Genomic DNA, 6,561 nt, shown 5'->3' with positions numbered 1-6,561 from the left:
CAACTTTAATGATGAGTTTAGTTCAGTCATTAATACCTTTAATGGATGGATTATTTTTAAATAATGTTACAGGCACTGTTATAGCAAGCAGTGTTAATTTTTCTGAACCTATAATTAATATGATGACGGCATTATCTCAGGGGCTTGGTGTTGCTGCTATGGCTATAGTTGGGCAGTATAATGGTCTTGGAGATTTCAAAAATGCCAAAAAAATAGCTACTCAAATAGTTGTAACAGGTGTTTTATTCGGTATTGCTATGGGGCCTACTATTTACCTTGTAAGCATATTGGTATCTATGAATTTGCAGCCTGGTGTTAAAGAAAATGTATTTCAATATTTGTCATTATACAGCTTTGTTATGCCTATGACATTTTTGGCGGCTTTGTATAATGGTATAAAAAATGCCAATGGTAAGCCGGAAGCTACTTTTATAAGAAGCGTAATATTATTGCTTTTGAAAATAGTATTTAACTTTATATATGTTTATTTTATGCACTTAAAAATTATAGGCAGTGTGCTTGCTTCATTTTCAACTTATACAATAGTTACAGCTTGGATGTATTATGATTTATTTATTAAAGACAGTGATGATAAATTATCTTTAAAAGATTTTAAATTTGATGTTACTATTTTAAAAGAGCTTATGTTAATAGGAGTGCCTTCAATGCTTACAACTTTTTTAAGCAATTTAGGCTTTTTCCTAATTAATACAGAAGTTGAAAAATACGGCGCTGCTATACTAAACGGACAAGGAATAGCAAATAATATTACAACAGTATGTTTTAATTTGCCTGCAGCATTCGGTTCAGCTGTTACTACTATGGTTAGTATGAATATAGGGGCAAAATATGCTGATAAGGCGAGAAAATCATGCTATACCGGAATATTGATGAGTGCAATTACGGCTATTATACTTATAGCAGTTGTTATTCCTCTTACTCCTTATATAACGGTTCTTTTTACAAGAGAAGCAGAGGATTTAAGTGTTGCTAATGGTTCTTTGCCTATATTTGCATTAGGGGTATTAGGATTCGGTATTACTATGGTAGTACAGGGAGCTTTAATAGGACTTGGAAGGACGAGGGTGCCTCTTTTAATTAGTATACTTAGAATATGGTTTTTGAGATTTATATTTATTATTGTAACTACAAAATATTTATCTTATTGGGCTGTATTTTGGGGAAATTTATTCTCAAACACTATGGCTGGGATAATAGCTTTGATTATAATATCAAAAACTCCTTGGCGTTCTGTTATTAATATAAAAACTCAAAACAGTATTATTTTAAGAACTAGATTATTTATAGATGAGTTGGGAGCAAAACTTTTTCCTCATAATATTGGTAAGAGAAAAGATTATATTCAGAAAATGAGAAATAAGTTAAGTAAAATTAAAGATCCTGTACAGCTTGTATTATTTAGAGAAAAAGAGTTTGAAAAAATAGAGAAAATGAAAGAAAGAGAAGAAAAAGAAAAGAAAAAAGAAGAGATGAAAAGATTAGAGAGAGCTGAATGGAGAATGCAGTTAGAAGAGATAAAAGAAAAAAGAGAAAAGATGAATAAGGAATATGAAGAATATAGAGAAGAAAGAAGAAAAGAAAAAGAAGCTCATAGAATAAAAATAAAAGCTCAGGTTCAGGAGAGAAGGGAAGCCAGACATAGACTTAGAGAAGAGAGAAAAAGAGAGAAAGAAAAGAGAAAAGAAGAACTTAAAAACAAGAAAAATAATAAAAATAACGGATAAGAATTATGAACACAACTTTAATAATGCTTATAGCAGGAAGTTCTAAAAGATTCGGAGGGAAAGTAAAAAAGCAGTTCATAAAAGTTGATAATAAGCCTATTTTTATACATACTCTTTGTTCAATGCTTAAATTTAATTTTAAGAATATAGTATTAGTAAGTGCTGAAGATGAAATTAATAATATAAAAAAAATAATAAATAATTGCATTGATATAAAAAGTTCTGTAAAAAAGAATATTTATTACATATCAGGCGGAAGCGAAAGGGTTTATTCTGTATATGAGGCAATGAAATTTTTAAACAATTCTATAGAAGAGATAAAAACTGATTATGTGTTTATACATGACGGTGTTAGGCCTCTTGTAAGCAAAAAAGAAATTAAGTCTCTATATGAATGTGTATTGGAATTTGATGCTGCAATACTTGCTTCTAAAGTTGTTGATACTATAAAAAAGGCTGATGATAATAAGAAAATAGTATCAACTATAGACAGAACTTATCTTTATAGGGCAGCTACTCCTCAGGCTTTCAAATTTGAAAATTACATGAATGCTATAGAAAAATATATGGCTGATAAAAATAAGAGTTTAGCTACTGATGATGCTGAAATATACAGCGAATATTTTGGAGATGTGAGAATAGTTGAATGCTCTTCTAATAATATAAAAATTACTAATAAAGAAGATTTAAATATTTTTATTAAATTAAAGTTATAATTTGCTTTTTTTTTTATTAAATGGTAAAATTTTCTAAATAATTTGTTAGAGGTTTTTATGTTGTGTGATATATGCGGTAAGGAAAACGCTGTGTTGCATATTAATGAAAAGATAGGAAATAACAGCTATCAAATACATATATGCAAAAATTGCGAAGTTAATGGTAATATTATAGAAAAATGCCTGGAGCTTGAATTTAATAATATCGATACTATATTCCCAAATTATAAATCTATACCTTCTAAAAAGAAAAAGAAGAAAGTACCAAGCTCTAATAAATTATGCAAAGTATGCGGATATTCTTTAGATGATTTTATAAAGACAGGAATACTTTCATGTCCTAAGTGTTATGAACATTTGAAATCTGATATTAATAAGGTTGTAAAGAAAATACATAAAGAAAATAAGCATATTGGAAGAGTATCTAATAAAAATCTTACATATAGAGATATAGAAATAAAAATAGAAAAATATAGAGAAGAGATAGAGTTATTAATAAAAATAGAGAAATATGAAGAAGCTGCTCTGATAAGAGATAAACTTGAGAATTTGCAGAAAGATTTAATATCTAAAAAAAATAAGAGCGAAAAAAAAGATGTCCATTAATAATATAGCAAATTGGATATATGAAAAAGGTACCGATGATAATATAGTCTTATATTCAAAAGTATCCATTTATAGAAATATCGATAATATGAGATTTTTTTATAATATGGATAAGGATGATTTTGAAAAAGTAAATTCTATACTTAAGCCTAATATAAATGATCTTAACTTTGGATTAACATATTCAAAAATACTTGATCTCTCAGCATTAGATATACGAATATTAATAGAAAATCTTAGCGTTCCAAGTGAAAGAAATTTATTAAATGCTTCTTTATATACTGATATTAACGGTTATATTTCAATATTGATTAACTCTAATCAGCATTTAGAAATTCAAACGATTGCAAGAGGTCTTGAATTGGAAAGATGTTTTGATTTGGCTTATAAAATAGAAAACATGCTTGATAAGAAAGTAGATTTTGCCTATGATAAAAAATTCGGATATTTGACAAGTTCTCCTAATATAATAGGAATATCCATGAATTTGGATGTATGTATGGCTGTTCCTTGCCTTATATGGAAAACTCCTGATAATATAGAGCATTTAACAAATGAATGCTATAAATTAGGTTTTGATTTAACTATAAAAAATGGTTTGATTAATATTAAGAATAATATTATGCTTGGGGTTACAGAGAAGTTTATACTTGACAGTATTATTAATAAAGTTAAAGAAATATCAGAAAAAGAGAAAAAAATTAGAAATAGAATAAAAAAAATAGACAGTGTCAAAATAGAAGATAGAGTATATAGAAGCAGAGCTATATTATCAGCTGCAAGATCATTAAAGTATAGAGAATTAATAAATCATAGTTTATGGCTTAGGGTAGGGCTTTATTATGGTATGTTTGATGATATAGAATTAGATTCTTTATACTATATGTTTTTTTTGGGTAAAAATAATCATTTGAAGCAATTACATAAAAAAAATAATCATTATAGAAATATAGATGAAATTAGGGCTAATACAATAAGAGATATCATGAAGATATAAAAGATAATTATGAGATTTTAATCATAATTATCTTTTATTATTTGTTTATTTTTCTGTAAAATTCAATTCTTTAGTATAAGGGAATTTGAAGCTCATTCCATATACAGTGAAAGTTATATTCATATTAGCTTTACATTTAAAACTTTTATTTTTAAGAGCATCAAATGCTGTTGTAAATACATCTGCATAATTAGCTTTAAATTTTAAGCTTACATCTTTTGACTGTTTAGAAGGTATTTTTAAAGTTCCTACTGTATTTCCGCTTGCAAAAACTTTTCCTGAAGTATTTACTAAATCAACTTGAAGTTTATCTACAGGGACTTCAAATGACAGATTATTTTTAACTTCTAAGGCAACATTTAAAGTTATGTCTTTTAATGTTATTTCAGAAATAGAAGCACTTTTCACTTTTATATCCGGTTTATTTTCTTCAATATAACTTCTTGTTATTTCCCTTGCACTTGACTGCAAAGTTTCGCATGATACAATTAAAATTGATAAACCGATAATTGTAAGCAATGATATTAATATTTTTTTTGACATGATTTTATCCTTATTTCTTTTTATTTAAAACATTAATATTAGTAAACAGTCAAATATTTCTTCATATAATTAGCAGCATATAAAAAAGAGGTCCTATTAAAGAACCTCCTTTATTTTCATAAACCTTTTATATTCTATCTATTAGTCATCCCATTTTTGTCCTACTAATTGCCCGTTAGCAGATATAAACATTTCCATCATATTATTAAGTTTTATTTTGTAATTTCCCCATTCTTTCTCTACATCTATCATCATAGCCTGAGGATAAGTTCTTCTTACTGTATTAGCTACAGCCTGAGGCAATACGCTTAAAGGAACTCCGTTATATTCTCCGTCTATATTAATCCAATTGCCATTAGCTAGAAAATCAATAGAAGCACCATTTGATAATTTAACTTCAAATTTTCCTCCGTCTCTTTCAACTTTCCATATCTGTACGCCAGGATATACTCTTTGTATGAATGCCCTTGATTTTTGAGGTAATGATGAAGCTGGAACTACCCAATCAGCAAAAAGGCTTGAAGTTGAAACTATAGTTAATGTTATTAATAAAGCAAATATTTTTTTAGTCATAATTAATCTCCTTAAGTTTATTTTTCATAAATAATCCCATGTAAATTATATTTACAATTATAAGTATAGCAGAAAAACAATTAATGTCAATAGAATTTACTTAATATTTACAATTTTTTTACAAAATATTGATGTTTTTACAGTTTAATAAAACTTATACAACAGAAGTTTTTTGTATAGTCTAAATTATTCATTTTTTCATAATAAATTAAAAATTACTAAGGCGTAAAATATGTTATTAATATAATAATTTGAAATGGATAAATTATTTTTGTTTGAATATATCCTAAAAATATTTTATATAAAATTTTATTTTTACGATTGTTTTTTATTTTCGTTTTAATAGTAAAAAAATAAAAGAAGTTAGTGTTAGAAAAATGAAAAAGAAAATTTACTTATCAATACCAATAATAGCTGTAGCATTAATAATAGCAGTATCTTTTTATAGAAGCAGAGAAAAATATATAACAGCAACTATAGTTATAAGCGATACAATATTGAATGTAACAGCACAAGCACCAGAAAAAGATATGGATATATTAACTCAGGATATAACAAATGAGATAAATAGAATAGATAATATATTAAATCCATATAATACATCCAGCGAAATAGCTAAAATTAATGCAGAAAGTTTAAAAGGTAAAACAGAAATTGAAATATCAGATGAAATGGCGCATATATTTGCAACAGGCTTAAGATATTCAGAAATTAATCCGTCATTTGATATCAGTGTAAGACCACTAATAGAGCTTTGGGGATTTGGAGTAAAAGAAAATCAAACAGTTCCTTTGCAGTCTGAAATAGATAAAGCTTTGAGTAATATAGATTATTCGTCTGTAAGTTTAATAACTAATAATGATAATAAAAAGATATTGAAATTATCAAAACCATTAACATTTGATTTCGGATCTTATGGTAAAGGTTATATAATAGAAAAGTTAAAAAATGTATTTAAAGAGCATAATATAAGTAACTATTTAATAGATTACGGCGGAGATACTTATGCTAATGGAGTTAATAGTAAAGGAAAGCCTTGGGTAATAGCTATAAGAAATCCAAGAAATGATGCTGATGGTTATTTAGGATTATTGGAATCAACAAATACTACTATAGTAACAAGCGGTGATTATGAAAGATATTTTACTCAGGATGGAACCAATTATCATCATATAATAGATGCTGAAGTAGGATATCCTACATATAACAGTATATCAGCTACTATAGTTCATACAAATGCTGAAGAGGCTGATGCTCTATCAACAACTGCATTTTTAATGGGTACTAATTTCTTCACAAATGAGGCATTTAAATATAAAGAAGCTTATATAGTAACTCCTGAAGGTGAATTATATATAGTAACTAATGAAAATTTTTAAAA

General features: G+C 26.8%; 7 protein-coding genes. 5 read left to right on the top strand and 2 right to left on the bottom strand.

Annotation, left to right across the window (positions count from 1 at the left end):
- The 4 genes from Q0J90_RS07085 to Q0J90_RS07070 all read left to right on the top strand — a co-directional run.
- A partial coding sequence (locus tag Q0J90_RS07085) for an MATE family efflux transporter (RefSeq protein WP_297277237.1) occupies positions 1–1,745 on the top strand: 1,745 nt, incomplete at its 5' end.
- A gap of 5 nt (positions 1,746–1,750) precedes the next feature.
- On the top strand, positions 1,751–2,461 hold the full coding sequence (locus Q0J90_RS07080) for an IspD/TarI family cytidylyltransferase (RefSeq protein WP_297277236.1): 711 nt from the start codon (positions 1,751–1,753) through the stop codon (positions 2,459–2,461).
- 57 nt (positions 2,462–2,518) lie between these two features.
- Positions 2,519–3,067, top strand: coding sequence for an excinuclease ABC subunit B (locus Q0J90_RS07075; protein ID WP_297277235.1), 549 nt, complete (start codon positions 2,519–2,521; stop codon positions 3,065–3,067).
- Positions 3,057–4,064 (top strand): guanido phosphotransferase, encoded by a 1,008-nt coding sequence (locus tag Q0J90_RS07070; protein WP_297277234.1) that lies wholly within the window; start codon positions 3,057–3,059, stop codon positions 4,062–4,064. The genes Q0J90_RS07075 and Q0J90_RS07070 overlap by 11 nt, the downstream gene beginning before the upstream one ends.
- Before the next feature lie 45 nt (positions 4,065–4,109).
- Here Q0J90_RS07070 and Q0J90_RS07065 read toward each other — a convergent pair whose 3' ends face one another.
- Positions 4,110–4,607 (bottom strand): LEA type 2 family protein, encoded by a 498-nt coding sequence (locus Q0J90_RS07065; RefSeq protein ID WP_297277233.1) that lies wholly within the window; start codon positions 4,605–4,607, stop codon positions 4,110–4,112.
- Positions 4,608–4,748: 141 nt separating this feature from the next.
- Positions 4,749–5,180 carry a PepSY-like domain-containing protein gene (locus Q0J90_RS07060; protein WP_297277232.1) on the bottom strand — a complete coding sequence of 144 codons (432 nt, stop codon included), beginning with the start codon at positions 5,178–5,180 and terminating at the stop codon, positions 4,749–4,751.
- A gap of 377 nt (positions 5,181–5,557) precedes the next feature.
- Between Q0J90_RS07060 and Q0J90_RS07055 the strand changes: the two genes are divergently transcribed.
- Complete coding sequence (locus Q0J90_RS07055) at positions 5,558–6,559, top strand: FAD:protein FMN transferase (RefSeq protein WP_297277231.1); 1,002 nt, start codon at positions 5,558–5,560, stop codon at positions 6,557–6,559.
- Positions 6,560–6,561: the final 2 nt, after the last annotated feature.

It is taken from the genome of uncultured Brachyspira sp. (assembly GCF_944390595.1).
Taxonomy (GTDB): Bacteria; Spirochaetota; Brachyspiria; order Brachyspirales; family Brachyspiraceae; genus Brachyspira.
The sequence above is the reverse complement of the archived record's forward strand: the minus strand, read 5'-3'. Positions and strand labels throughout refer to the sequence as shown.

Coding starts and splice junctions, on each gene's coding strand:
- Q0J90_RS07080 (WP_297277236.1), top strand. CDS start 1,751: ATGAACACAACTTTAATAATGCTTATAGCAGGAAGTTCTAAAAGATTC.
- Q0J90_RS07075 (WP_297277235.1), top strand. CDS start 2,519: ATGTTGTGTGATATATGCGGTAAGGAAAACGCTGTGTTGCATATTAAT.
- Q0J90_RS07070 (WP_297277234.1), top strand. CDS start 3,057: ATGTCCATTAATAATATAGCAAATTGGATATATGAAAAAGGTACCGAT.
- Q0J90_RS07065 (WP_297277233.1), bottom strand. CDS start 4,607: ATGTCAAAAAAAATATTAATATCATTGCTTACAATTATCGGTTTATCA.
- Q0J90_RS07060 (WP_297277232.1), bottom strand. CDS start 5,180: ATGACTAAAAAAATATTTGCTTTATTAATAACATTAACTATAGTTTCA.
- Q0J90_RS07055 (WP_297277231.1), top strand. CDS start 5,558: ATGAAAAAGAAAATTTACTTATCAATACCAATAATAGCTGTAGCATTA.